The 21,287-nt window shown below is 68.3% G+C and carries 20 protein-coding genes; 9 read left to right on the forward strand and 11 right to left on the reverse strand.

From position 1 onward, the window contains the following. Positions 1–86 precede the first annotated feature (86 nt). The 4 genes from AAFN86_RS02740 to AAFN86_RS02755 all read right to left on the reverse strand — a co-directional run bounded on the left by AAFN86_RS02740 (position 87) and on the right by AAFN86_RS02755 (position 5,242). Positions 87–1,394 (reverse strand): MATE family efflux transporter, encoded by a 1,308-nt coding sequence (locus AAFN86_RS02740; protein WP_347541674.1) that lies wholly within the window; start codon positions 1,392–1,394, stop codon positions 87–89. Positions 1,395–1,756: 362 nt separating this feature from the next. Next, positions 1,757–2,695, reverse strand: coding sequence for a 2-hydroxyacid dehydrogenase (locus AAFN86_RS02745; RefSeq protein ID WP_347541675.1), 939 nt, complete (start codon positions 2,693–2,695; stop codon positions 1,757–1,759). Between the two features lie 253 nt (positions 2,696–2,948). After that, complete coding sequence (gene eno, locus AAFN86_RS02750) at positions 2,949–4,238, reverse strand: phosphopyruvate hydratase (RefSeq protein ID WP_347541676.1); 1,290 nt, start codon at positions 4,236–4,238, stop codon at positions 2,949–2,951. Next, positions 4,235–5,242, reverse strand: coding sequence for a phosphotransferase (locus AAFN86_RS02755; protein ID WP_347541677.1), 1,008 nt, complete (start codon positions 5,240–5,242; stop codon positions 4,235–4,237). Before AAFN86_RS02755 ends, eno begins: the two co-directional genes overlap by 4 nt. A 147-nt stretch (positions 5,243–5,389) precedes the next feature. Here AAFN86_RS02755 and AAFN86_RS02760 point away from each other — a divergent pair, with 147 nt between their 5' ends. The 7 genes from AAFN86_RS02760 (at position 5,390) to AAFN86_RS02790 (ending at position 12,548) form a co-directional block, all read left to right on the forward strand. After that, complete coding sequence (locus AAFN86_RS02760; protein ID WP_347541678.1) at positions 5,390–6,979, forward strand: ABC transporter substrate-binding protein; 1,590 nt, start codon at positions 5,390–5,392, stop codon at positions 6,977–6,979. Between the two features lie 434 nt (positions 6,980–7,413). Beyond that, positions 7,414–8,382, forward strand: a complete 969-nt coding sequence (locus AAFN86_RS02765; RefSeq protein ID WP_347541679.1) for a S1C family serine protease — start codon at positions 7,414–7,416, stop codon at positions 8,380–8,382. Beyond that, complete coding sequence (locus tag AAFN86_RS02770) at positions 8,383–8,937, forward strand: cupin domain-containing protein (protein ID WP_347541680.1); 555 nt, start codon at positions 8,383–8,385, stop codon at positions 8,935–8,937. Positions 8,938–9,035: 98 nt separating this feature from the next. Beyond that, positions 9,036–10,370 carry an extracellular solute-binding protein gene (locus AAFN86_RS02775; protein ID WP_347541681.1) on the forward strand — a complete coding sequence of 445 codons (1,335 nt, stop codon included), beginning with the start codon at positions 9,036–9,038 and terminating at the stop codon, positions 10,368–10,370. Positions 10,371–10,374: 4 nt separating this feature from the next. Continuing rightward, the gene (locus tag AAFN86_RS02780; RefSeq protein WP_347541682.1) at positions 10,375–11,292 is read left to right on the forward strand and encodes a sugar ABC transporter permease; all 918 of its coding nucleotides are present in this window, start codon (positions 10,375–10,377) and stop codon (positions 11,290–11,292) included. After that, positions 11,289–12,122 carry a carbohydrate ABC transporter permease gene (locus AAFN86_RS02785; protein WP_347541683.1) on the forward strand — a complete coding sequence of 278 codons (834 nt, stop codon included), beginning with the start codon at positions 11,289–11,291 and terminating at the stop codon, positions 12,120–12,122. Before AAFN86_RS02780 ends, AAFN86_RS02785 begins: the two co-directional genes overlap by 4 nt. Positions 12,123–12,230: 108 nt before the next feature. Further along, the gene (locus tag AAFN86_RS02790) at positions 12,231–12,548 is read left to right on the forward strand and encodes a hypothetical protein (protein ID WP_347541684.1); all 318 of its coding nucleotides are present in this window, start codon (positions 12,231–12,233) and stop codon (positions 12,546–12,548) included. A gap of 77 nt (positions 12,549–12,625) precedes the next feature. Here AAFN86_RS02790 and AAFN86_RS02795 read toward each other — a convergent pair whose 3' ends face one another. Continuing rightward, a complete protein-coding gene (locus tag AAFN86_RS02795) occupies positions 12,626–13,243 on the reverse strand; it encodes a carboxymuconolactone decarboxylase family protein (protein WP_347541685.1) in 618 nt (205 codons plus the stop codon). Positions 13,244–13,362: 119 nt separating this feature from the next. Here AAFN86_RS02795 and AAFN86_RS02800 point away from each other — a divergent pair, with 119 nt between their 5' ends. Together AAFN86_RS02800 and AAFN86_RS02805 are read left to right on the forward strand one after the other, a co-directional pair. Continuing rightward, positions 13,363–14,784: a M20 family metallopeptidase gene (locus AAFN86_RS02800; RefSeq protein ID WP_347541686.1), complete on the forward strand. Its 1,422-nt coding sequence runs from the start codon at positions 13,363–13,365 to the stop codon at positions 14,782–14,784. Positions 14,785–14,838: 54 nt separating this feature from the next. Further along, positions 14,839–15,543 carry an SDR family oxidoreductase gene (locus AAFN86_RS02805; RefSeq protein WP_347541687.1) on the forward strand — a complete coding sequence of 235 codons (705 nt, stop codon included), beginning with the start codon at positions 14,839–14,841 and terminating at the stop codon, positions 15,541–15,543. 51 nt (positions 15,544–15,594) lie between these two features. Here the strand turns inward: AAFN86_RS02805 and AAFN86_RS02810 are convergent, their stop codons facing one another. The 6 genes from AAFN86_RS02810 to AAFN86_RS02835 form a co-directional block, all read right to left on the reverse strand. Next, positions 15,595–16,797 (reverse strand): ABC transporter substrate-binding protein, encoded by a 1,203-nt coding sequence (locus AAFN86_RS02810; RefSeq protein WP_347541688.1) that lies wholly within the window; start codon positions 16,795–16,797, stop codon positions 15,595–15,597. Between the two features lie 23 nt (positions 16,798–16,820). Then, positions 16,821–17,846 carry a branched-chain amino acid ABC transporter permease gene (locus tag AAFN86_RS02815; protein ID WP_347541689.1) on the reverse strand — a complete coding sequence of 342 codons (1,026 nt, stop codon included), beginning with the start codon at positions 17,844–17,846 and terminating at the stop codon, positions 16,821–16,823. A 3-nt stretch (positions 17,847–17,849) separates the two neighbouring features. Then, positions 17,850–18,722, reverse strand: coding sequence for a branched-chain amino acid ABC transporter permease (locus AAFN86_RS02820; RefSeq protein ID WP_347541690.1), 873 nt, complete (start codon positions 18,720–18,722; stop codon positions 17,850–17,852). Positions 18,723–18,732: 10 nt separating this feature from the next. Continuing rightward, positions 18,733–19,443, reverse strand: a complete 711-nt coding sequence (locus AAFN86_RS02825; RefSeq protein WP_347541691.1) for an ABC transporter ATP-binding protein — start codon at positions 19,441–19,443, stop codon at positions 18,733–18,735. Next, on the reverse strand, positions 19,427–20,215 hold the full coding sequence (locus tag AAFN86_RS02830) for an ABC transporter ATP-binding protein (protein ID WP_347541692.1): 789 nt from the start codon (positions 20,213–20,215) through the stop codon (positions 19,427–19,429). Before AAFN86_RS02830 ends, AAFN86_RS02825 begins: the two co-directional genes overlap by 17 nt. Positions 20,216–20,398: 183 nt before the next feature. After that, positions 20,399–21,202 carry a DUF169 domain-containing protein gene (locus AAFN86_RS02835; RefSeq protein WP_347541693.1) on the reverse strand — a complete coding sequence of 268 codons (804 nt, stop codon included), beginning with the start codon at positions 21,200–21,202 and terminating at the stop codon, positions 20,399–20,401. Between the last annotated feature and the right edge of the window lie 85 nt (positions 21,203–21,287).

Consider the following 21,287-nt stretch of genomic DNA (forward strand, 5'->3'; position numbering starts at 1 on the left):
GATCGCTTTCCGTCACCGACCTGACAATCACACCCTGGTCGCCGTGCCGGGACGGCATGAAGGGCCGCGAATGAAGCGGCTCGCCGCTACCGCCACACCCCCGGCCGCACCGAGACCGCCATCAGCAGCCCGTAGGACACCAGCCCGCCGGCCACCGCCGCGAAGGCCCCCGGCAACCCGGCGGTGGTGAAGGCCGCGAGCAGCCACCCCCCACCGACCGCCACACCCATCCGCGATACCGACGCGGCGAACGGCCCGCGCATCCGCCCCGCACCCTGCGAGGCGAAATACAGCGCCATCCCCAGACCGAATGGACCGAAGGATGGGCCGACCCAGCGCAGATACAGCACGATCGCCTCCTGCACCGCGGGGTCGGAGGCGAAGAAACGCGCCAGCGGATGCGGAAAGAGAGCCGCGGTCAGCCCGATCACCCCGGCTGCCGCCCCGGCGATCAGCCCGCCACGCCAGGCCGTCATCCGCGCCGCCGTCCAATCCCCCGCGCCGACCCGTCGCCCGACCAGCGAGGTCAGCGCCACCCCGATGCCGAATCCGAGCGGGATGATCAGGAATTCCAGCCGCACCCCGACGCCATAGGCCGCGATCGCCGCCGTGCCGTGGCGGGCGACCAGCGCGGTCATCAGCACCACGGTCAGGTTGGCGATGGTCGCCATCACCGTCGCAACCACGCCGACCGACAGGATGCGGTGGAACAGGTCCCGCCGCAGCGGTGCCTTGAAGCGCGGCCGGAAGCCGGCGCCGCCGCGCGCGATCATTACCAACATTCCGACCGTCGCCAGCCCATAGACGATGAGGTAGGCGACCGCCGCCCCCGGCAGCCCCCAGCCCAGCACCAGCATCAGGAAGCCCGACAGCGGCGCCTCGATCACCCAGACGACGGTCATGATGATGGCCGGCAGGCGCATCCGTCCCGCGCCGCGCAAGGCGGCCCCCAGAATGTTCGCCAGCCAGATCAGCCCGGCGCCGCCGAACAGGATGGAGGAATAGGCGAGCGCATGATCCAGTGCCGGCCCGGTCCCGCCGACCCAGCGATACAGCATCGGCCCGAAGCTCAGCGCGAGCCCGGTGGTCAGCAACCCCATCGCCAGCGCGATCACCGCCGCATGGGTGATCAGCGAAGCCGCTTCGTCCATCCGTCCTGCGCCGATCGCACGCGCCAGCGCCGAGGCGACGCCGCCGCCCATCGCCCCGCCCGAGGTCATGTTCATCAGCATCAGCAGCGGCAGCACCAGCGCATAGCCGGCGAGCGCATCGGTGCCGAGCCGGCCGATCAGCGCGGCCTCGGTGGTCTGCGCGGCCGCCTGGACGAAGGTGACCAGGATGGTGGGGGCGGAGAGGCGGACGATCTCCGCGAGGGGGGCGGGGGACGGGGTCATGCGGGTGGCGCCTCGGAGAGGGGCTTTGCCCCTCTCCGGATCTCACCCCACCAAAGGCCGGTGGGCCTTTGGAGACCGTCACCTGGCGCTGGCCAAGCCTGGCGTCGCGCGTGGCAGTGGGCGCGCGGCCCCGGAATTCTGCCTGGCGCCGGGCGCGACGGCACGTCCACGCCTCGGGGTGACCGCCTGGCGCGGTGGCCGGAATCGAGCCTCACGCGCAGCCCGTCCTGACCATGACGCCATCGCCTGATGCACGGCACCAATTCAAGGTTCCCAAAGGCCTCAAGCCTTTGGTGGGGTGAGGTCCGGAGAAGGGCAAGGCCCTTCTCCGGTTCCGCCCACCGGGCCATGCCGCACCACGCTCATGCGACCCTGTGCAGCAGCGGCTCGCCGGCACCAAGGCGGCGGATATTGTCCGCAGCGATGGCGAAGGACCGGTCGAAGGTTCCCGTCGTCAGCCAGCCGACATGCGGCGTGACCACCACATTGGGCAGGGCGAACAGCGGGTCGGACGGGTCCGCCGGCTCATGCGCGAAAACGTCGAGCCCGGCGGCGCCGAGATGGCCCGAGCGCAACGCCTCGGCCAGCGCCACCTGGTCCACCAGGCCGCCGCGCGCGGTGTTCACCAGCACCGCGCCCTTCTTCATGCGCGCGATCGCGCCTGCGTCGATCAGCCCGCGTGTCTCGGGCGTCTCGGGAATGTGCAGGGAGACGATGTCGGCGTCCGAGAGCAGGCCGGCGAGGGTGCGGTAGGATCCCTCGGCGTCCGGCTTCGGCGTGCGCGCGGTATAGATCAGCCGGCAGCCCATGGCGGCGAGCACCGGGGCGAGTAGCGCGGGGATTGCCCCGTAGCCGATCAGGCCGACGGTGCGCCCGCCCAGTTCGAACAGGCTGTCCTGCAGCGCCGGCGGTTGCGCCCAGCCTCGGCCGGCGCGGGTCTCGGCGTCGAAATGCGCCACGCGGCGCAGCGCACCGAGCATGAGCAGCAGGGTCAACTCGGCCACTGCCCGCGCATTCGTCCCGGGCAGGTTGCACACCGCGATGCCCCGCGCGCGCGCGGCATCGACGTCGATGGTGTTCACGCCGACGCCGATCTTCTGGATCAGGCGGAGTTTCGGCGCGGCGGCGATATGCGCGGCGGTGAGCGGCCTCAGCACATGCCAGATGGCCTCGGTCGTCGGCAGCGCGGCGGCGAAACCCGCCTCATCCGCATCCGCGCAGATCGACAGGTCGAGCCCGGGCAGGGCGCGCAGGCGCGCGGCCAGGCCAGGGCCAGCGGCGTAGTGGAGGAGGACCTTCACCTGGAGGAACGGGAGGGCGCACCGAACAGGGCTTCCGCCCCTCCGGACCTCCCGCACCCATGGCCAACGGATCCTTGGACCGAGGTCTGCCGGCGCCGGGCGCGCAGGGCGTGACGATGGCCTGATACCGGGCCTGCACCCAGCGCGGGTGACGTGACGGCGTGCCGTGCCCCGGGCAACGGTTGCCAAAGCCCCCCTGGCCTTTGACGCTGTGGTGCGAAGGGGCAGGGCCCCGCCGTTCCGACGCCAGCCATCATCCCCGCGATCGCCCCAGCACCGCCCCGCCGGCGAAGCGCGCGCGGGCGCCGAGCCCTTCCTCGATCCGCAGCGCCTCGTTCCATTTGGCCATGCGTTCGGAGCGCGCGAAGGACCCGACCTTCAACTGGCCGACACCCCAGCCCAGGGCGAGATGGACGATGGTGACATCCTCGGTCTCGCCCGACCGGGCGGAGACGATGCCGGCATAACCGACCTCCTTGGCCGCGTCCCAGGCGGCCTTGGTCTCGGTCAGCGTGCCGCGCTGGTTGGGCTTGATCAGCACGGTGTTGGCTGCGCCATGGCGGGCGGCTTCACGCACCCGTGCGGCATCGGTCACCAGGAAGTCGTCGCCGACGACCTGGATGCGGGAACCGACCTCCTTGGTAAAGGCGGCGAAGCCTTCAGCGTCGTCCTCGGCGAGAGGGTCTTCGATGGAGGCGATCGGATAGGCGTCGATCCAGCCGAGCAGCATGCGGATCATGCCGTCGGTATCGAGTTCGCGCCCTTCGAGGCCGAGGCGATAGCGCCCGCCCTTGCCGAAATCGGTGGCCGCGATATCGAGCGCGATAGCGACCTGAGATCCTGGCTTGAAGCCGGCGCGCTCGATGGCGGCGACCAGGGTTTCGAGCGCCTGCTCGTTCGCGGTGAAGGCAGGCCACCAGCCGCCCTCATCGGCAACACCCTGCAGCAGGCCGCGATCCTTCATGATGCCACCAGCGGCGCGATAGACCTCGGCGGTCCAGTCGAGCGCCTCGGCGAAGGACGTCGCGGCGGGGCAGATCACCAGGAAGTCCTGGATGTCGACGCGGCGCCCGGCATGCGCACCGCCGCCCAGGATCTGGATCTGCGGCAGCGGCAGCAGCGTCGCGTCGTCGCCGCCGAGGTGCTTCCACAGCAGCCTGCCATTGGCATGTGCGGCGGCATGCGCGGCGGCCATCGACACCGCCAGCGTCGCATTCGCGCCGAGCCGCGACTTGTTCGGCGTACCGTCCAGCGCGATCAGCGCCGCATCCAGCGCGGCCTGGTCGGCGGCATCCATGCCGGCGACGCGCGGCGCGATCTCCCCGTTCACCGAGGCGACCGCACCCTTCACGTCATAGCCACCGAAGGCGGTCCCGCCATCGCGGCGATCGACCGCTTCACCGCTGCCGGTGCTGGCCCCGGCCGGGGCGATGGCGATGCCGCGTGCACCGCCGGCAAGCCGGACCTCGGCCTCCACCGTCGGACGGCCGCGGCTGTCCCACACGCGGCGGCCGCGCACGGATGCGATTGTCGTGGAACTCATGCGCCGATGTCTTCCCCCCAGGCGAGCCGCACCGTCCGCAGGCGGTCGGGCGGGCAGACCAGCAGCGCACGCGCCACGCGGCGCACGCGGTCCTTGTCCTTCTCCCTGGTCAGGTACTCGACCGGGCTCTTGCCGTCCACGCGGGCGAGGAACAGGCCGGGCAGCAGGGAGGCCGCGCGGGCTTCCAGCGTCGCCGGCGCTTCCCACGCCACGCCGGCGAGATAGGCCGTCGCCAATACTTCGAAGCAATGCAGGAAGCCGGCCGCCGCGGATGGCGTCCACAGGCATTTCAGCAGCAGGTGGTTCAGGCAGAAGGCGAGGTCGAAGGCCGGATCGCCCCACCAGGCGCATTCCGCATCCAGAAAGATCGGCCCTCCCGGCCCGACCAGGATGTTCTTCGGGCTGACATCGCCATGCACCAGGGTGAGCCTGGTCGCGGCGGTGCGCGCCGCCAGCCCGGCCAGCACAGGTTCAAGGTCGGGATGCGCCCGCGCCGTGGCGATCAGATAGGGATCGAGCCGGATGGCGTGGAACAGCGAGTCGGTCGGGAATTCCGCCGACAGTTCGGGCCGTTCGGCCGCGAAGGCGTGGATGCGCGCGATGCGGCGGCCGACCTCGGCGGCGAAGGAAGGGTCGGCGTCGCCCGCGTGCAGCCTGGCCTTCCAGACAGGGTGCTGTTCGGGCGGCAGCCATTCCATGACCAGTGTGCCGGACGCTTCGTCCTGGCCGAACAGGGCAGGGGCCGACCCTGGCACGGCCTGCGTCGCGCGGGCGAGCCAGCGGGCCTCATAGCGGTTGCGGATGACCGGGGCGCGCCAATCCGCCGCCACTTTCAGCTTCGCCAGCGCGCGTTTGACGCAGACCTGCCGTCCATCCGGCAGCACCACATGCCAGATATCGGAGGAGACGCCGCCCGCGAGCGGCGCACCTATCGCCACCGCGGCCGAGGCAAGCAGCCCCATCGCACGCAGTCCGGCCGTGATCTCGTCAGGAATGCGCTCCATGCCGGCTGATGCTAGCGCAGCCGGGCATGAAGGCGATACCGCCCACGGCGATGGCGCGCGGTCGCATTGTTGTGCGGCGTGGCATGGCCGCTGCTAGCCTGCCGTCACAGGGAGTATCGGCCATTCACCGCCCGCACAGGAGGTCGCATGTCTGTCAGCCGTCGTTCCGTTCTCGCACTCACAGCCGCTGGGTTCGCCGCGCCGCGTCTCGCCCTCGCGCAGGGCAGCAACGTCATGCGCTTCATTCCGCAGATCGATCTTGCCTTCCTCGATCCGCACTTCACCACCGCCTACGTGACGCGCGGCCACGGGCACATGGTGTTCGACACGCTGTATGGGTCGGATGCCAACTTCAATCCGCATCCGCAGATGGTCGCCGGCCACACCATCGAGAATGACGGCAAGCTGTGGAACCTGACGCTGCGGCCGGGCCTGAAATGGCATGATGGGGAGCCCGTGCTGGCGAAGGATTGCGTCGCCTCGATCCGCCGCTGGGCCCGGCGCGATGCGCTGGGCGGCGCGCTGATGGAACGCACCGACGAACTGAGCGCGCCGGACGACCGCACCATCCGCTTCGTGCTCAAGCGGCCGTTTCCGCTGCTGCCGGCGGCGCTGGGCAAGGTCACCTCGCCGATGCCGGCGATGATGCCCGAGCGGCTGGCCAACACCGATCCGTTCACGCAGATCACCGAGATGATCGGCTCCGGCCCGTTCCGCTTCGTCGCCAGCGAGCGCCTCGCCGGGTCGCGCAACGTCTATGCGAAATTCGACGGCTATGTCCCGCGCGAGGACGGGCCGATGGAATGGAACGCCGGCCCCAAGCGGGTGTTCTTCGACCGCGTCGAATGGACCACCATCCCCGACGCCGCAACGAAGGTCGCTGCCCTGTCGCAGGGCGAACAGGATTGGTGGGAGAACCCGACCCACGACCTGCTGCCGCTGCTGCGCCGCAACCGCCAGATCAAGATCGAGATCACCAACCCGACCGGGTCGGTCGACATGATGCGGCCGAACCATGTTCAGCCGCCCTTCAACAATCCGGCGATCCGGCGCGCCATGCTGCATGCCTTCAGCCAGACCGACTTCATGCAGTCGATCGTCGGCGACGACGCGGCGATGTTCCATGTCCCGCACGGCGTCTTCTGCCCCAACACGCCGATGGCGAGCGAGGCCGGGCTCGAACCGCTCAAGGGCACCCGCGACCTCGCCAAGGTGCGGGAGATGCTGAAGCAGGCGGGCTATGCCAATGAGAAGGTCGCGATCCTCGCCGCCGTGGACTACGCCCAGTTCAAGGCGATCGGCGAGGTGATGGCCGACGTCATGGGCCGCATCGGCATGAATGTGGACTATGTCGCGACCGACTGGGGCACCATGCTGTCAAGGCGCAACAACCGCGGCCCGGTCGAACAGGGCGGCTGGTCCTGCTTCAACACCGGCTGGGAAGGCGTGGACCACATGGATCCGTCCAACCACTACGCCATCCGCGGCAATGGCAACGACCGCGCGGGCTGGCCCGGCTGGGCCGTCAGCCAGAAGCTCGAGGACCTGCGCGAGGCCTGGTTCGAGGCGCCGACGCTCGCCGCGCAGCAGGAGATCTGCCGGCAGATCCAGGTGCAATGCATGGAGGACGTGCCTTCCATCCCACTCGGTCAGTACCTGCAGCCGGTCGCCTACCGGAGCAATGTGACGGGCGTCCAGAAGGGCTTCCCGACCTTCTGGAATGTGCGGAAAAGCTGATACCTAACGGATGGCTCGCACTGGACCTTGTCGCGGTCGCGGGACGGGCAGGCCAGGAAGGTTGGAGGGGCCTTGCCCCTCCAAGCCACCCCACCAGGGGCCTGCGGGCCCCTGGACCGCGGGCTTTTGGGGTTGGGCAGGCCGGCGTGCCGCCGATGGGCGGGCGCGTCATGCGCGGCGGCATCATGGTTTGCCGCTGTTGGACGTCACGATCGTGTCGGCATGAGGACGCACCGCCTCGCCCGCTGCGAGGTATCGGTTCCCAAAGGCCTTAAGCCTTTGGTGGAGAGAGGTTCGAAGAGGAGCAAGGCCCCTTTCCGCGTTACGCCCGCCGGTCGTGCCCCGCGCGGCCGTGGCGCCGCCATCCCCTGCCCAGCCGGCAGGATCATGCTAGGCTTGTCCGGTGATCGCAGCGGGGCGCCGGCGGACAAGGCATGAGCAAGGACGAGTTGGACATTCCCGAACATCTTCGACCCGACCCTTCGGAATGGTCCTTCGACATCGATGACGCGATGGCGCGCATCGTGACGCTGCGCAGCCATGTGCCGGCCGATGCCTTCACCTCCCGGGCCCTGGGCACCGAGCGGGAGGGCAGCGGCGTCGTCATCCGCGACGGGCTGGTGCTGACCATCGGCTACCTGGTGACCGAGGCCGAGGCGATCTGGATCACCACAGCCGATGGCCGCGTGGTGCCCGGCCACACCCTGGCGATCGACCAGGAGACCGGCTTCGGCTTGGTGCAGGCGCTGGGAAAGCTGGGCGTCGCACCCATCGAACTCGGTGACAGTGAGGCCCTGCGCATCGGCGCGCCGGTGTTTCTCGCGGCCGGTGGCGGGCGCGCCCATGCGGTCAGCGGCAAGCTGGTCGCGCGCCAGCCCTTCGCCGGCTACTGGGAATACCTGGTCGAGGACGCGCTGTTCACCGCGCCCGCGCATCCGAGTTGGGGCGGGGCCGGGCTGATCGGGCCGGACGGCAAGCTGATGGGCATCGGGTCGCTGGTATTGCAGCAGGGCGAGGAAGGGCGGCGGCTCGACCTCAACATGGTGGTGCCGGTGCACCGCCTGTCGCCGGTGCTGAACGACCTCGTCACGCTGGGGCGGGTGAACCGCCCGGCACGGCCCTGGCTCGGGCTGTATGCCACCGAGGATGACGAGGGGGTGGCGATCGCCTCGCTCGCCCCCGGGGGACCGGCCGAGAATTGCGGCGTGCGGACCGGTGACCGGGTGCTGTCCGTCGATGGCGCCGTGGTCACCGACCTTGCCGAGATGTGGCGCGCCGTCTGGGCCTGTGGCCAGGCCGGGGCGACGGTGAAGCTGAAGCTCGGCCGGCAGCGCGGGTCGCGGGAGGTGGCCGTGGTCTCGGCCGACCGGACGTCCTTCCTCAAGCATCCCCGGATGCATTAGATGGCCGGCGTGCTGGTCGTCCCGCCCGGACAGGGAGAGCAGCACTGGCAGCCGCAGCCGGCCAATGGCTGGGTGGAATTGCTGACCTCCCCGCGTTTCACCGGCGCGCCGGCGGGCTTCTCGGCGGGGCTTCAGGAACTGCCGCCGCTCGGCAAGATTCGCGAGCACGCCCATCCCGCGCAGACCGAGATCTTCTGGATCGTCGAGGGCCAGGCGTTGGCCCGGTTGGACGGCGTGGTGCGGCGCATCACCGCGGGCACCTTCATGGTTGCCCCGCCGCATGCGCGGCACGGCTTCATCAATGATGGCGGCGGGCCATACCGGATGCTGTGGATGCTGGTCCCGGCGGGGCTCGAGGATTTCTTCGTCGCCATCGGCAAGCCGAAACAGCCGGGCGCGCCCGATCCCACGCCCTATCCCCGCCCGGCCGATACCGGGACGATCGAACTGTCCACCGTGTTCGAGACGCTCGACCCACCGCCCGCGCCGCCCTGGGACACCGCGCCGATCACCGACCCGGCGGTGCTGGAGGCAATCCGCCGCGAGGCCATCTGACGCCCGTCTTCGGCGGGCTTGCGCGGGATACCGCTTCCGCACGAAACTCCGCCCACATCAAGGCGGGCATCGACCCGCCGCTTCGCGGAGGGAACGACATGAACCGTGGCATCACGCGCCGCACGGCACTCGCGGCCGGCGCCGGCCTGTTGGCGGCACCGCCAATCGTGCGGGAGGCCAATGCCCAATCCGCCTTCGACTGGAAGCGATTCTCCGGCGAGCGCATCGAAGTCAGCCTGACCTCCAATCCGCGCAGCCAGATCCTGATCCAGAACCAGCGCGAATTCGAGGACATGACCGGCATCCGGGTCGGCGCGGAGCAGATCCCCGAGCAGCAGCACCGGCAGAAATTCGCCATCGAATTCGCCTCGGGTCGGCCGTCGTTCGACGTGGTCGGCATCAGCCTGCACGTGAACAAGCGCCAGGTCGGCAAGGCGCGCTGGTGCACCGACATCCGCGCGCTGATGGCCGACCCGACGATCACCTCCCCGGATTTCGACTTCGCGGATTTCGGCGCGGGTGCCGTCGCCTATTCCACCCAGGCGGACGGGCGGATGGATACGCTGCCCGAATTCACCGACTACTTCATCCTGTACTACAACAAGGAATTGCTGGCCGCGAAGAACATCGCCCCGCCGGCCACCTTCGATGAGATGTATGAAAGCGCGCGGCGCCTGAACGACACGTCGCGCCAGATCTACGGCAATGTCGGACGCGGCCTGCGCAACGCCAATGTCGTGCTGTATTCCTCCTTCCTGCTGGGCACGCAGCAGCGCGACTTCATCGACGGCCAGCGGCGGCTGATCAGCGACACGCCGGATGCGATCTGGGCCGGCGAATTCTACAAGAAGCTGCTGCGGGACTGCTCGCCGCCCGGCGTATCCGGCTTCAACTGGAACGAGAGCCAGACGACGTTCATGCAGGGCCGTGCCGCGTTCTGGCTGGATGGCGTGGGATTCGCCGCGCCGCTCGAGGACCGAACCCGGTCGCGCGTGGCGGGCAAGGTCGGCTATGCCGTGGTGCCGCGGGGGCCGGCGCATCACCACTGCGCGATGTTCGGCACCGCCTTCGGCATCGCCGAGCAGTCCCGCAAGAAGGGCGCCGCCTGGATGTACCTGCAATGGGCGACGAACAAGACCAACCAGCTGCGCTTCCTGACCTCGGGTGCCGGTTCGCCGGCACGCACCTCGCCCTATCAGAACGAGGAGGCGATCTCGCGCAGCCCCTTCTCGCGTGAGTTCTTCACCACGCTGGTCGAGAGCGCGCGCATCAGCCGCCCCGGCCTGCCGGAAATCGTGCCGGTGACCGAGTTCCGCGACACCATCGGTGCGGCGCTGACGAGCACGATCGGCGGTGCCGATGTCGCGACCGAACTCAAGCGCGCGACGGACGCCTTCCGCCCCATCCTCGAACAGTCCGAACGCGAGAGCTGAGCCGATGGCAGGCAGCACGACCACGCTGGACGGCGCGGCGGCGGGGGCCACACCCCGTCGCCGGAACAATTATGCCCGCCGCTACTGGTGGTTTGTGGTGCCCTGCGGCGTGGTGGTGCTCGGCACCATCCTGTTTCCCTGGTTCTTCACGCTGTACATGTCGCTGCATGACTACAAGCTGGGTGGCGGGCAGGAATTCATCGGCTTCGCCAACTACGCGAAGCTGGTCTCCGACGATCGCTTCCTGCTGTCGATCATCCGCACGTTGTATTTCACCGCACTCGCAGTACTGATCCCGATGGTGCTGGGGCTGCTCGCGGCCCTGGCCTTCGCCCGCAAATTCCCGCTGCGCGGGCTGGCGCGGACGGTGTTCATCCTGCCGATGATGGCAACGCCCGTCGCCGTTGCGCTGGTATGGACCATGATGTTCCACCCGCAGCTCGGCGTACTGAACTGGCTACTGCAACAGGTCGGGCTGCCGCCGTCATTGTGGGTGTACTCGCCCGACACGGTGATCCCGACGCTGGTGATGGTCGAGGTGTGGCACTGGACGCCGCTGGTGATGCTGATCCTGCTGGGTGGGCTCGCCTCGCTGCCGATCGACCCCTATGAGGCTGCGAAGATCGATGGCGCGACGCCCTTCCAGTCCTTCTGGCACATCACGCTGCCCTTGCTTGCGCCCTTCCTGGTGGTGGCGCTGATCATCCGTACCATCGATGCGCTGAAGGCCTTCGACACCATCTACGTCATCACCCAGGGCGGGCCCGGCACGGCCAGCGAGACGATCAACATCTTCCTGTATCTGCAGGCCTTCGCCTACTACAACCTGGGTTATGCCTCGGCGGTGGTGGTGGTGTTCTTCGCCATCATCATCATGCTGGCGATGGTGCTGCTGTGGACCCGCGCGCGGGTGAAGGCATGATGATGCGGAAGGTCAAGCGCATCGCCGGGAATATCGGCTTCGGCTTCGGCGTGCTGATGCTGGTCGCTCCCGCCATCAGCGTGTTCCTGTGGATGCTGTCGCTGTCGCTCAAGACCGAGCTGGACAACACGGACTACCCGCCGATCTTCATCCCCAACCCGCCGGTGCTCACCAATTTCATCGCGGTGTTCGAGCGCAACGACTTCGTGAAGTATGCGATCAACTCGGTGATCGTGTCCTTCACCGCCACCGGACTCGCCATCCTGTTCGGGGTGCCGGCGGGCTACGGCATTGCCAAGATGAAGGCGACCAAGGCGGCGGTGGTGATCCTGATCGCCCGCATCACGCCGGGCCTGTCCTACCTGATCCCGCTGTTCCTGCTGTTCCAGTGGATCGGGCTGACGGGGACGCTCGCACCCATCATCATCACGCACCTGGTCATCACCGTGCCCATCGTGGTGTGGATCATGATGGGGTTCTTCGAAGGCCTGCCGGCTGAACTGGAGGAAGCCGCGCTGGTCGATGGCGCGACGATCTGGCAGGCCTTCCGCCATGTGGCGATGCCGCTCGCCAAGCCGGGCATCACGGTGGCGACCATCCTCGCCTTCATCTTTTCCTGGAACAATTTCATCTTCGCCATGGTCCTGGCGGGGCGCGAGAGCCGGACGTTGCCTGTCGCGGTCAACAATATGCTGACCTTCGAGCAGATCTCCTGGGGTCCGTTGTCGGCCGCTGCGCTTCTGGTCACCGCGCCGGTGCTGGCGCTGACGCTGCTGGCGCAGAAGCAGATCGTTGCCGGGCTGACGGCGGGGGGCGTGAAGGGCGGCTGACATCGGCCTGCCTGCGCTATGCCGGTGGCATGGTGACCCGCGCGGCATGGGATCGGGTTTGCAACGGCGGTCAACCTGCCTATCTTCGAATGCAGAAGGAGACCTCCCATGTCCCTGCGACGCATGCCCACCGCCGTTCGCTTCATGGTCCTGCACGGCCTGATCGGGTTCGGCCTGTCGGCGTTGTTCGTTGCCGCGGTGCTGTGGGCCGATCCGGGCGGGGTCGGGCAATTGATCCTGAAGCAGGGTGGCATCCCGGTGATCGCGATGCTGTGGTTCTTCAGTGGCCTGACCTTCGGGTCGGTGCAGATCGGCACCGCGGTGATGCTGCAGGACGGACGGGACGATGCGCCGCGCGGCGGGCGACGCCAGCGCCTGCAGGCGGTCCCGGTGCCGGTGCGCGTGCCAGCCCGGGCGCGGCGCTGATCGGGCGTCCCGCTGCCGGCGATTCCGGCGGCGACGCCAGTCTTGTAGCCTGCCGGATCGGCACGTTTGGGCCCCATTCAGGCAACGCGCCCCGGCCTTTTATCTGAGTGCGCATCGTCACCCGTCCGAGGCAGTCCGCTCGGGGGGCATGTGCTGCTGGGATCGGCATGCGCCGCCTCCTCGATGCCGAGTACCGAGGAGAAGCGGTTGAAGAATCCTGTCAGCGTGATGCGCAGCGTCAGTTCGACGATCTGCGCCTCGGAGAAATGCCTCCGCAGGGCGCGGAACAGGCGTTCAGGCACGCGGTGGCTGTCCTGCCAGGCGGCGACTGAAAACGCCACGACGTCGCGGTCGCATTCCGTCAGCGCTGAATGGTCGAGGCCCTGCGGCAGCCCGGCGACCACATCGGGCGGAATCCCTTCCACGGTCAGGAAAGGTTGGTGGTGGGCGATGCAGTAGTCGCATGCGTTCAGCTTCGAGACGACCACGATGGCCAGTTCCAGGGCCCGGCGCGGCAGTGTCCCCGCCGTGCGCAGTTCCATCAGCATCGGCATCAGGTGCCGCAGTGCCGCCGGCACATGGGCGAAGACCTCGAGCTGCCCCTCGAAGGGGCCATAGGTGCTGACGTAGCGGTCCCAGATGCCGGCGAGGTCCGGCGGCAGCTCCTCGGCACGGCGGGGCTTCACGCGGGGCATGGGCGGGTTCCTGGCGGCTGTCCCGATGCTGCTGCGCGGCCGCCCTGCCTGTCCAGCGCTGGACGGATCGGCGGGGTCGGGCGAGAATCCCCGCCGGATCAGCCTGTGAGGACAAACCCATGCGGAACTCGGAAGAAATCTGGCGCCTTGTCGATGCCAAGGCACCCGATGCCATCGGCCTCGCCGACCGCGTCTGGGGCATGCCGGAGCTGTGCTACGCCGAGGTGAAGTCCTGCGCCGAGCACACCGCGTTGCTGGAACAGCACGGCTTCCGCGTGACGCGCGACGTCGCGGGCATCCCGACCGCCGTGATGGGCGAAGCGGGCGAGGGCGGTCCTGTCATCGCCATCCTCGGCGAATACGATGCGCTGCCGGGTCTTTCCAACGAGGCCGGCGTCGCCGAACACAAGCCGCTGCCGGGTGATGGCTCGGGCCATGGCTGCGGCCACAACCTGCTTGGCGCGGCATCCCTGCTCGCTGCTTCCGCCGTGAAGGACTGGTTGGCGGCGAACGGCGTGAAGGCACGCGTGCGCTACTACGGCTGTCCGGCCGAAGAAGGTGGTGCGGCCAAGGGCTTCATGGTCCGCTCCGGCGCCTTCGACGACGTGGACATGGCGATCTGCTGGCACCCGGCGGCTTTCACCGGAGTGAACGAGGCGGTCTCGCTGGCCAATACCCGCATCGACTTCACCTTCACCGGGCGGTCGTCCCACGCCGCCGCGGCGCCGGAACTTGGGCGCTCGGCGCTCGATGCCGTCGAGTTGATGAATGTCGGCGTCAACTACATGCGTGAGCACATGCCGTCTGACGCGCGTATCCACTACGCCTATCTCGATGCCGGCGGCATCGCGCCGAATGTCGTCCAGGGCACGGCGACGGTGCGCTATCTGATCCGCGCGAAGGACCTGGTGGGCCTGAACCAGCTGGTCGCGCGCGTGCGCAAGATCGGCGACGGCGCGGCTCTGATGACCGAGACATCCGTGAAGACCAAGGTGGTCAGTGCGGTGTCGAACCTGCTGGCGAATACCCCGCTGGAGCAGGCGATGTTCGCGACCATGCAGCGCCTCGGCCCGCCGGAATTCGACGAGGCTGACCGCGCCTATGCGCGGGAGATCCAGAAGACGCTGTCCGACGAGGACATCGCCGTCGCCTTCCGCCGCCACGGGTTGAAGGTGGAGCGCGACAAGCCGCTGTGCGACCAGATCGTGCCGCTCGATGCGAAGGGCGGCGGCGGCGTCGGCTCGACCGATGTGGGCGATGTCTCCTGGGCGGTACCCACGGTGCAGGCGCGCGGGGCGACCTACGCGATCGGCACGCCGGGGCATTCATGGCAGCTGACCGCGCAGGGCAAGTCCGGCATCGCGCATAAGGGCCTGGTGCATGTGGCCAAGATCATGGCCGGCACCGCGGTCGATGCGATCCAGAACCCGGAGATCATCGCGGCGGCCAAAGCGGATCACAAGGCGCGCACCGATGTGCACCCTTATGTCTGCCCGCTGCCGGCGGATGTGAATCCGCCGATCCGCATGTCGGCGGACTGATCAGGATCGGCACCCGATGCGGGTGCCGGACAACGCAACGGGGGATGCCGGATCATGGCGACGGAGAAGGTTGCGCTCGTCACGGCGGGCGGCAGCGGCATGGGTGCGGCGGCGGCACGCCGGCTGGCGGCGGATGGGTTCGCGGTCGCGATCCTGTCCTCCTCCGGCAAGGGGGAGGCACTGGCCACTGAACTTGGCGGCATTGGCGTGACCGGGTCGAACCAGTCGAATGACGATCTCAAGCGCCTCGTGGACCAGGCGATGGCGCGCTGGGGTCGGATCGACGTGTTGGTGAACAGCGCGGGGCACGGGCCGCGCGGGCCGATCCTCGACCTGACGGATGAGGATTGGCATCGCGGGCTCGACGTCTATTTCATGAATGTGGTGCGGCCGACGCGCCTCGTCGCACCCATCATGGTCGCGAAGAAGGGCGGGGCGATCATCAACATCTCGACCTTCGCGGCCTTCGAACCCGATCCGGCGTTTCCGACGTCAGGCGTGTTCCGCGCGGGGCTCGCGGCCTATGCGAAGCTGTTCGCCGACAAATACGCGGCGGACAATGTGCGCATGAACAACGTGCTGCCGGGCTTCATCGACAGCCTGCCGGTGCGCGCCGAACGGCTGCCATCCATCCCGATGGGGCGCTATGGCCGGGTCGAGGAGATCGCCGCGACCGTCGCCTTCCTGGCTTCGGATGGCGGCGGCTACATCACCGGGCAGAATCTGCGCGTGGATGGCGGCATCACGCGGTCGGTCTGATCCGCGCCACCTGCCGGGACTGCGCCGCGCGGCGCAGTCCCGAAGGCATCGTCAGACGTTCGCACCCTCGATCACGTCGCCAAAGCGTTCCCAATGCTCGCCGCTCCACTTCTGCAACTGCATGTGGCGGATGGGGTGGAAATTGGTCGGGCTGGTGTTGACCTTGATGCCCGGCAGCAGCAGCGGCAGCTCGACGTTCCGCAGGTTGGCCACCTGCTGCATGATGTTCTCGCGGGAGAACTCACCCTCGCACTGCCGCAACACCTGGGTCATGATGAAGCTTGCATTGTAGGCGGTGCCATAGCCGCTGTCGGCCATATCTCCCTCGGGCAGGTACTTGCGCATCCAGTCGCGCCAGCCGCGCATCCCCGGATCGTCGTTCCAGGTCGCGTCGGTGATGTCCTTCTGATAGGCGGAGGTGATGATGCCGATACCGCGTTCCGGCCCGGCCGGGCGCATCACCGCCGCGATCGAGATCGAGACATTCGACATGAAATGCATCGGTTGCCAGCCGATGTCGTGCACCTTGCGGATGGTCTGGGCGGCGAATTTCGGCGTGGCCGCCGTGATCATCACCTCGGCCCCGCTGCCGCGCAGCGAAACCACCTGGGAATCGACGGTCGGATCCGTCACTTCATAGGATGCCGTCGTGACGACGCTGTCGAAGCGGCTGCCCAGCACGTCCTTCACGCCGGTGACGTAGTCCTTGCCGAAATCGTCGTTCTGGTACAGCAGCGCGACCTTGGCGTTCGGCTTCTGCTCCAGCATGTACTTGGCGTAGATCTGCGCCTCGGTGCGGTAGCTCGGCTGCAGGCCGATGGTCCAGGGCGTGTCCTGGTAGTTGCCCCATTTGTCCGCACCGGTCGCCAGGAACAGGTGTGGCACGCGGCGCTGGTTCGTGTAGCGCACGATCGCCGAATTCGACGGCGTGCCGAGCGTGTGGAACAGCAGGGCGACGCGGTCCTGCTCGACCAGGCGGCGCGTCTGCTCGACGGCGCGGGGCGGGCTGTAGCCATCGTCGTAGCTGATGAAGTTGATCTGCCGCCCGGCGACGCCGCCCTGGTCGTTGATCATCTTGAAATAGGCGGCATCGCCCCGCCCGATCACGCCATAGGCCGAGGCCGGGCCGCTATAGGGCATGAAGTTGCCGATCTTGATCTCGGTCGCGGTGACGCCGACCGTGACGGCGTGGCCGAGCCTCGGCGCCGCCAGCATGGCCGCCGAGGCGGCGAGGATTGAACGTCGTTGCAGCATGTCGCAGTCCCTCCCTTGGTCGTTCAGCCTTGCGGGCGCTGGCGCAGCAGCGCGGCGACCCGACGGGGGAAGCCGGCGAAGCCCTGCGGCAGCAGATAGAGGAAGAAGATCAGGATGACGCCGTAGATGACCCCCGGCGCGGCGCGCGAGACGGATTCCGCGAGGTTCGGCACGAACACCACGAACAGCCCGCCGAAGATCGGTCCGATGATGGAGCCCACGCCGCCCACCACCATGCCGACGAACAGGTTGATGGAGAGTTCGACGCTGAAGCTGTCGGGCGCGACGAATTCCACCGCGATGGCGCTGAGCGCGCCGGCCAGGCCGGTGATGCCGGCACTCAGCGCGAAGGTGCGCGTCTTGATGCGTGCGATGTCCATGCCCATCGCCTGGGCCGCGGTCGGGTGGTCGCGGATGGATCGCATGGCGCGCCCGATCCGGCTGTGCAGCAGGTTCGCGGCCATGATGAACAGCAGCGCGGCGATGACCAGCACGAAAAGGTACAGGTATTGGTCGTTGTCGAGCCCGGTGAAGCTCGGCGCATCCGGCTTGACCAGGAAGGCGCCCTGCACGCCGCCCGTCCATTCCTCCACACCCTTGTATTTCAGGATCTGCGGTACCGCGACGGCGAGCGAGAAGGTGGTGAGCGCGAGATACAGGCCGCCGAGCCGCAGGGCCGGGAAGCCGACGCCGAAGCCGATCGCACCGCAGACCAGGGCGGCGATCGGCAGCGTTGCCCAATAGGGCACGTCGAAATGCGTCATCAGGATCGCGGTGGTATAGGCACCGACCGCATAGAAGGCGCCGTGGCCGAGCGAGATCTGCCCGTTGAACCCGGTCACGATGTTCAGCCCAAGGATGGCGATGGCATAGGTCGCCGCGAGGGTCAGCTGGAACAGCTGGTAGCTGCTGGCGAAGGCGAGCGGGGCAGCGGCCACCACCGCGAAGGCAGCCAGGATCAGGGCGGCGCGTAGTGGCCGAACGCCGTGCGCCGCAGGCTCCGCCGCGGTGGCAAGGGCGTTGCCGATCGGCTGCTGGCTCGTGCTCATCGTTCAGACCCTGCTCTGCACGACGCGCCCGAACAGGCCGGATGGCCTGACCAGCAGCACGCAGATGATGATGACCAGCGCCAGGGTGAGCTTCAGCTCCGTCCCGACCAGATAAGCGCCGCCGAGATTCTCGATCACGCCGACCGCGAAGCCGCCGATCACCGCGCCGCCGGGATTGTCGATTCCGCCCAGCAGCGCGCCGGCGAAGGCATAGAGCAGGATGCCGAGCATCATGTTGGGTTCGAGGAAGACGACGGGTGCGATCATCATGCCCGCAATGGCCCCGATCGCGGCCGCCAAGCCCCAGCCCAGCGCCAGCATCCAGCCCACGCGGATGCCGACCAGCTTGCTTGATGTCGCGTTGAACGCCGCCGCGCGCATGCCCAGGCCAAGCTTGGTGTAGCGGAAGAACAGGTAGACCAGCGCGAGGACCGCGAGCGTCACGGCGGTCGATCCCAGCTCATGCCCCGAGACCAGCCCGCCCAGCAACGGCGTGCCGGTTTCGAAGGGCGAGGGGAAGGCCTTGATCGTGTATTCGAAGATCCAGCCCATCGCGTTGCGGAATACCAGCAGCAGGCCGATGAAAACGCCGACATTGGCCAGCACCGACGCGTTGTGCATCGGCCGCAGCATGATGCGTTCGATGAAGACGCCGATGCCGAAGGAGATCACCAGCGTCGCGACGAAGGCGCCCCAATACGGCAGCCCCGCCTGGATCAGCGTCAGCGCGATGTAGGTCGAGAAGGTCGCCATCTCGCCCTGCGCGAAGTTCAGGTGATGCGTCGACTGGTAGATCATCACCAGGGCCAGCGCGACGGACGCGTAGATGCCGCCCGTGGCGATGCCGGCGATCAGCTGATGGGCGAGTCCCTGCATGGTCTTCCCTTCAGTAGCCGAGGTAGGAGCGGCGGATCTGTTCGTCCTCGCGGATCTCCTGCGCCGGGCCGGAGACGACGATGCGCCCGGTCTCCAGCAGATAGGCGCGATCGGCGACATCCAGCGCGAGCCGGGCATTCTGTTCGACCACCAGGATGCCGACGCCCTGCGTCTCGCGGACCTGGCGCATGATCCCGAAGATCTCCTGCACGATCAGCGGCGCGAGACCGAAGGACGGCTCGTCCAGCAGCAGCAGGCGCGGGCGCAGCAGCAGCGCGCGGGCGATGGCGAGCATCTGCTGCTCGCCCCCCGACAGCGTGCCCGCCTGCTGCTTCCAGCGCTGCCGCAGGCGTGGGAAATAGCCGAACATCCGCTCGAAATCGGCGGCGACCTCGGGGTCCTTCCGGACATAGGCGCCGAGGCGGAAATTCTCCTCGACCGTCAGTTCCATGAAAGTGCCGCGGCCATCGGGCACATGGGCCACGCCGCGCCGGGCGATGTCTTCCGTCGCGCGGCCATCGATGCGTTCGCCGGCGAGATGCACCTCGCCTTCGGTGCGGACCATGGCGCAGACCGCGCGCAGCGTCGTCGTCTTGCCGGCGCCATTGGCCCCCAGCAGGGCGGTGACACCGCCCGGGTCGACCGTCAGGTCGATGCCGTGCAGCACGCGGGTCTGGCCATAGGCTGCATGCAGGCCGCGCAGCTCAAGCAGCGCGCTCATGCGGGGCCTCCCCCAGATAGGCGGCGATGACGCCGGGATCATTGCGCACGTCATGCGGCGTGCCGTCGGCGATCTTCCGGCCGAAATCCAGCGCCACGACCTTGTCTGAGACGTTCATCACGAGGTTCATGTGATGCTCGACCAGCAGGATGGAGAGGCTGAACTCCTCCCGCACGCGGCGCAGCAGGCCGGCGAGGTCGTCGACCTCTCCATGGTTCAGCCCGCCGGCCGGTTCGTCCAGCAGCAGAAGCCGCGGTTGGCCGATCAGCGCGCGGGCCATCTCGACCCGCTTCTGCGTGCCGAAGGGCAGGGAGGCAACCGGGACCTCCGCGACGGATTCGAGATCGAGCATCGCCATCAGCCGGCGGGCTTCGGCGTCCAGCACGGCGGCCTCCCGCCCGACCCAGGGCAGGTGCATCCCGCAGGCGAGGAAGCCGGCACGGCCGAGGTGATGCGCGCCAGCCAGCACGTTGTCGCGGACGGACAGCGTGCGGAACAGCGCGAGGTTCTGGAAGGTACGCCCGATGCCCAGGCCGATCATGCGGTGGCGAGGCTGACCGGTGACCACGGCGCCGCGAAAGCGGATCTCGCCTTGATTCGGCTGGTAGATGCCGCTGATGCAGTTGAACAGCGTGGTCTTGCCCGCGCCGTTGGGGCCGATCAGCCCGCAGATCTGCTGGTCATCCACATCGAAGGACACGCCGCCGACGGCAGTGACGCCGCCGAACCGGACCACGATGTCGCGGACTTCGAGGAGCGCAGCGCCGCTCACCCGACAACCCCATCGGCTGGGGTTGCCGCGATGCGATGGCGCGCGTGCACGCCGGGCTTGGCGAGACGACGCATGGTACCTCCCTGGCTGCCATCCTCTCCTGGTGGGGGACGGCTTTGCCTAGGGGGACATATGACCGGGCGAGGGGTGCGCGGCGCAAGCCCTATCGCGCCGCACGGCGCCTCAGGTCTTGCCGGCGTAGGATTTCGCCATGCCCTCGCCGGGATCGGCCTGCGGTCCATAGGGCATGATCGGGTAGCGCAGCCCGGCCTTCGACAGCCCGAGCAGCCCTTCGACCGCGATGGCGAGGTCGGCCGGCGGCAGCGCCATCAGCATCTCGTCATCCGCGACCCCGCCATAGCGCCGTTCGGCGTAGCAGGGGATGGAGAGCGACGGCGCGCGGTCACGCAGCGCCTTGCCCCAGGAATCGGCGCAGGCGCTCTCCCCGGTCACGGAGAAATCGAAGCGCTTATAGGTCTTCCACTGCAGCCCGTTGATGAACAGGATCATCTGCGCGGGGTTCGCGTAGAACAGGCAGATGTCCGGCGGGTCGAGCCGAGCGGAGCGCAGCGGCGAGACCACCAGCCCCGAATAGCGCGGCGGGACGCGCGGCATCTGCGCCTGGTGCAGCGCGGCTGCCTCCCGATTCTCGAACCACACGCCCTCGAACTTGCGGCCCGACAGGTACAGCTCGGAGGGTTCGTTCAGCCCGATCACACCGCCGCAATTGGAGAAGCCGGGCACATTCGCCGTGGTGATGCCCATGGTGAACCCGGCGATGCGTGCCTGGGTCACCAGCTGGCAGGTGGAGAAGGTCTTGCCTTCGGTCGGGCGGCGCAGGCCCGGCACCTTGGCCATCTCCTCGGCATCGGCGAACAGCTTCATGCCGATGGGGAAGGTGCGCAGGCGCAGCAGCTCGGTCAGCTGGCGCGACAATTCGGCAACGTGTTTCGCATCGAGCGCGGGCGCCTCGGCGACATCATTCATGATCGGTTCCTCCTGTCCGGCAATCATGCGCCGATGCGCATCGGGCATCCAGACAGCTTGAAGCCGCCGGTCCGCGCGAACCGAC

It is taken from the genome of Roseomonas sp. CAU 1739, assembly GCF_039839775.1.
In the GTDB taxonomy this organism is placed as follows: Bacteria; Pseudomonadota; Alphaproteobacteria; order Acetobacterales; family Acetobacteraceae; genus Neoroseomonas.

What these genes read in the sequence shown, in the direction of transcription:
- AAFN86_RS02740 (WP_347541674.1), bottom strand. Translation starts at nt 1,394, where the DNA reads ATGACCCCGTCCCCCGCCCCCCTCGCGGAGATCGTCCGCCTCTCCGCC.
- eno (WP_347541676.1), bottom strand. Translation starts at nt 4,238, where the DNA reads ATGAGTTCCACGACAATCGCATCCGTGCGCGGCCGCCGCGTGTGGGAC.
- AAFN86_RS02755 (WP_347541677.1), bottom strand. Translation starts at nt 5,242, where the DNA reads ATGGAGCGCATTCCTGACGAGATCACGGCCGGACTGCGTGCGATGGGG.
- AAFN86_RS02760 (WP_347541678.1), top strand. Translation starts at nt 5,390, where the DNA reads ATGTCTGTCAGCCGTCGTTCCGTTCTCGCACTCACAGCCGCTGGGTTC.
- AAFN86_RS02765 (WP_347541679.1), top strand. Translation starts at nt 7,414, where the DNA reads ATGAGCAAGGACGAGTTGGACATTCCCGAACATCTTCGACCCGACCCT.
- AAFN86_RS02770 (WP_347541680.1), top strand. Translation starts at nt 8,383, where the DNA reads ATGGCCGGCGTGCTGGTCGTCCCGCCCGGACAGGGAGAGCAGCACTGG.
- AAFN86_RS02775 (WP_347541681.1), top strand. Translation starts at nt 9,036, where the DNA reads ATGAACCGTGGCATCACGCGCCGCACGGCACTCGCGGCCGGCGCCGGC.
- AAFN86_RS02780 (WP_347541682.1), top strand. Translation starts at nt 10,375, where the DNA reads ATGGCAGGCAGCACGACCACGCTGGACGGCGCGGCGGCGGGGGCCACA.
- AAFN86_RS02785 (WP_347541683.1), top strand. Translation starts at nt 11,289, where the DNA reads ATGATGATGCGGAAGGTCAAGCGCATCGCCGGGAATATCGGCTTCGGC.
- AAFN86_RS02790 (WP_347541684.1), top strand. Translation starts at nt 12,231, where the DNA reads ATGTCCCTGCGACGCATGCCCACCGCCGTTCGCTTCATGGTCCTGCAC.
- AAFN86_RS02795 (WP_347541685.1), bottom strand. Translation starts at nt 13,243, where the DNA reads ATGCCCCGCGTGAAGCCCCGCCGTGCCGAGGAGCTGCCGCCGGACCTC.
- AAFN86_RS02800 (WP_347541686.1), top strand. Translation starts at nt 13,363, where the DNA reads ATGCGGAACTCGGAAGAAATCTGGCGCCTTGTCGATGCCAAGGCACCC.
- AAFN86_RS02805 (WP_347541687.1), top strand. Translation starts at nt 14,839, where the DNA reads ATGGCGACGGAGAAGGTTGCGCTCGTCACGGCGGGCGGCAGCGGCATG.
- AAFN86_RS02810 (WP_347541688.1), bottom strand. Translation starts at nt 16,797, where the DNA reads ATGCTGCAACGACGTTCAATCCTCGCCGCCTCGGCGGCCATGCTGGCG.
- AAFN86_RS02815 (WP_347541689.1), bottom strand. Translation starts at nt 17,846, where the DNA reads ATGAGCACGAGCCAGCAGCCGATCGGCAACGCCCTTGCCACCGCGGCG.
- AAFN86_RS02820 (WP_347541690.1), bottom strand. Translation starts at nt 18,722, where the DNA reads ATGCAGGGACTCGCCCATCAGCTGATCGCCGGCATCGCCACGGGCGGC.
- AAFN86_RS02825 (WP_347541691.1), bottom strand. Translation starts at nt 19,443, where the DNA reads ATGAGCGCGCTGCTTGAGCTGCGCGGCCTGCATGCAGCCTATGGCCAG.
- AAFN86_RS02835 (WP_347541693.1), bottom strand. Translation starts at nt 21,202, where the DNA reads ATGAATGATGTCGCCGAGGCGCCCGCGCTCGATGCGAAACACGTTGCC.